Source organism: Vibrio sp. 1167 (assembly GCF_033340375.1).
Lineage (GTDB): Bacteria > Pseudomonadota > Gammaproteobacteria > Enterobacterales > Vibrionaceae > Vibrio > Vibrio alginolyticus.
In genome coordinates this window covers 1-1,416 of the sequence record NZ_JAWOWK010000061.1, presented here as the reverse complement: position 1 = coordinate 1,416, position 1,416 = coordinate 1, and the positions used below count along the sequence as shown (strand labels likewise).

At 47.3% G+C, this 1,416-nt stretch carries 1 protein-coding gene; it reads right to left on the bottom strand.

Annotation, left to right across the window (positions count from 1 at the left end):
* Positions 1 to 1,386, bottom strand: a 1,386-nt coding sequence (locus tag R7Z78_RS24350; RefSeq protein ID WP_169643847.1) for a 3-hydroxyacyl-CoA dehydrogenase NAD-binding domain-containing protein, incomplete at its 3' end; no start/stop codon positions are given.
* Positions 1,387 to 1,416 lie beyond the last annotated feature (30 nt).

Below are 1,416 nucleotides of genomic sequence, written 5' to 3'. Positions count from 1 at the left end.
AACCAAAGGCATGCGATGCACAGGGTTAAAGAAGTGCATACCACAGAAGTTTTCTGGGCGTTTAAGTGATTGTGCCAATAGGTTGATTGGAATCGTCGATGTGTTTGATGTAATGACGGTGTCTTCACCAACGTGCGATTCGACTTCGCTCAGTACCGCTGCTTTTACTTTTGGATTTTCGACAACGGCTTCAACAATCACATCTGAATTTTCGATGCCTGCGTAATGTAGGCTTGGGGTAATTGATGCCAAAATTCCCGCCATCTTGAAGCCGTCGATACGACCTTGAGCAAGGCGTTTGTTTAGCAGTTTAGACGCTTCGGTCATGCCTAAATCGAGAGATGGTTGGGCAATGTCTTTCATCAATACTGGCACGCCTTTCAGCGCAGATTGGTAAGCGATGCCACCACCCATGATGCCTGCACCTAATACCGCTGCTCGCTCAGTGTCTTTGCTTGCTGATTTCGCCGCTTTTTTCGCGATGCCTTTGATGTATTGGTCGTTGAGGAACAGACCAACCAGAGCTTTGGCTTCTTCTGATTTCGCGAGTTTAACGAAGTATTTGCGTTCAATGTCGAGTGCTTCGTTACGCGCAAAGCGTGCGCCTTCTTCAATCGTAATAACTGCAGTCATTGGCGCAGGGTAGTGTGGACCTGCTTTTTGTGCCACTAGGCCTTTTGCCATCGTGAAGCTCATCATCGACTCTAGCTTGCTGAGTGTCAGTGGCGAGGTTTTTTGTTTACGACGTGCTTGCCAATCGATCTTTTCGTTGATAGCTGAAGTCAGTGTTTGCAATGCGGATTCATACAACGCATCAGTTTCAACCACAGCATCCAATAAACCAATCTTTAAGGCTTCATCTGCACGACATGCTTTGCCTTGCGTGATGATTTCCATCGCGCTATCTGCACCGATAACACGCGGCAAACGCACACAACCACCAAAGCCTGGCATGATGCCCAGTTTAGTTTCTGGCAGACCAATGCTGGTGGTCTTGTCACCGATACGCATGTCGGTAGCCAGTACGCATTCACAGCCGCCGCCAAGTGTGTGACCTTTAAGTACTGAGATTGTCGGAACGGGTAAGTCTTCTAGTTTATTGAAGATGCTATTGGCAAATTGTAGCCATTGATCGAGCTCGGCGTTTGTTTTAGCGAAGAGGCCCAAGAATTCAGTGATGTCTGCGCCAACGATGAACGCGTCTTTATCTGAAGTGAGCATTAAGCCTTTTAGACCTTGATGTGAAGTCAACGCATCAAGAGCCTTATCGAGAGACTCTAGCGTTGCTAGGTCGAGCTTGTTTACGGATTTAGGGGAGCAGAAGCTCAGCTCTGCTATGCCATCTTGTATTTCCTTTACCTGTAGGGTTTCGGCTTGGTAAATCATTGTCTATCTCCATGACATACAATCGTGGAT